The following is a 1391-nucleotide window of genomic DNA, read 5'->3' as shown; positions in this document are numbered from 1 at the left end:
GCACGCCTGTTGATTAACCATTTCATGGGAAATCATCAATCGACAATAGTGTCGTCTGGGCAAGAATCCATTGAATGTGGACTTTCCATTCACCAAGACTGTATTTTCCGTTGTCCCGAACAAAGTAGGCACAGAACACAGACTTTTACTGGTTGTTATATGGAGAAGAAAAAGCATTGATATAGTATATTGCTTTTGAAAAGAAACTGACTGGAATAGAAATTGACTTAAATGGTCTTTGTCTGCCTATAATTATATTTTGTCTACGAACAGCTTTATTAACGCTTTAAAAAGCACAGTATTCGTTGCCGTAATTGGAACGGTGCTCAGTGTTGTAGTTTCGTTTACATTCGCATATGTGCTGGTGAGAAAAAATGTGCCAGGACGTGATCTTATGCTAAGTGGAGTCGTGTTTACTGGATCACTCGCGCGAGTAAGTAAAAATGCTGGAATCCTAATCTACGAAATCAGCAGTTTGTTTGGTGCTTTTATTTATGTTTATTGATTTACGAGGATGGGTGGCCTTAAACCATTGAAAGCAAAAAATAATTATAATAACGACGTCAATAACGTCACCACCATAGTACATCAGCATACCACCATTTTCTGCTTGTACTGCAGCTACACCAGAAGGTGGATTTGAATAAATGTATTTGGAAAGTATGCCATGCCCAGCCAGGGCAATTATAAAGACTATGGCACGATAAATGTAACTTGTTCGATGAGGAGATAAGTCGAAATATACCATGGATACCGTGAAAATATAGCCTGCTAAGAATACATGTAGATGTACCCATATATGTAAAGCAAGAGATTGTTGCATCATCATGTATAAGTTTGTCGTGTATAATAAATATAACCCTCCAACATTAAGAAATGATGCTATAAGCGGATCGCTAAGAATACGAAATATCCCACTTTTAAGGATGCGTGAAAGTCTGCGGGATGATTTCACACTTAACGTCCTTAAGACAAGGGTCATAGGTGCAGCGAGTGCCAGAAAGAGCGGAGCAAGCATTCCAAGAAGTAAATGACCGGTCATGTGAGCCGTAAAATCAATGTGTGCGCGATTGGCTAAGGGACCAATAACAGCCACACCAGCACTTAGAACACCTATAGTCCAAAAGAAATAGCGAAAAAGTGGCCATGGCTTGTGATGGCGGTTAGATACGATTGCAGCAAATATATAAAGAACAAATACAAGCAAAAAACATAGCATCAAGAGAAAATTGAAGCTAAATCCCATGCCATGATGAATATGATCATTATTCACTGGAGGCAGTCCTTTCAATTTGAAGTAATTCCTTGCGCGATTGAATGATTAGGATACTCCCCACGATAACCATTATAATTGCTATAATATTCCAAATGATGTCATAGACAATAACATT

At 38.5% G+C, this 1391-nt stretch carries 1 protein-coding gene and 1 pseudogene; both read right to left on the bottom strand.

Going from position 1 to position 1391, the window contains the following annotated elements:
- Window positions 1-454 precede the first annotated feature (454 nt).
- Window positions 455-1273 carry a cytochrome c oxidase assembly protein gene (locus tag G9U52_RS38735; protein ID WP_166158771.1) on the bottom strand — a complete coding sequence of 273 codons (819 nt, stop codon included), beginning with the start codon at window positions 1271-1273 and terminating at the stop codon, window positions 455-457.
- Window positions 1266-1391, bottom strand: a pseudogene (locus tag G9U52_RS40675) (DUF2243 domain-containing protein); the annotation flags it as partial. The gene G9U52_RS38735 and the pseudogene G9U52_RS40675, both read right to left, overlap by 8 nt.

The sequence above is a fragment of the Paenibacillus agricola genome, from assembly GCF_011440305.1.
GTDB lineage: Bacteria > Bacillota > Bacilli > Paenibacillales > NBRC-103111 > Paenibacillus_S > Paenibacillus_S agricola.
This window is presented reverse-complemented; position numbering and strand designations above follow the sequence as displayed.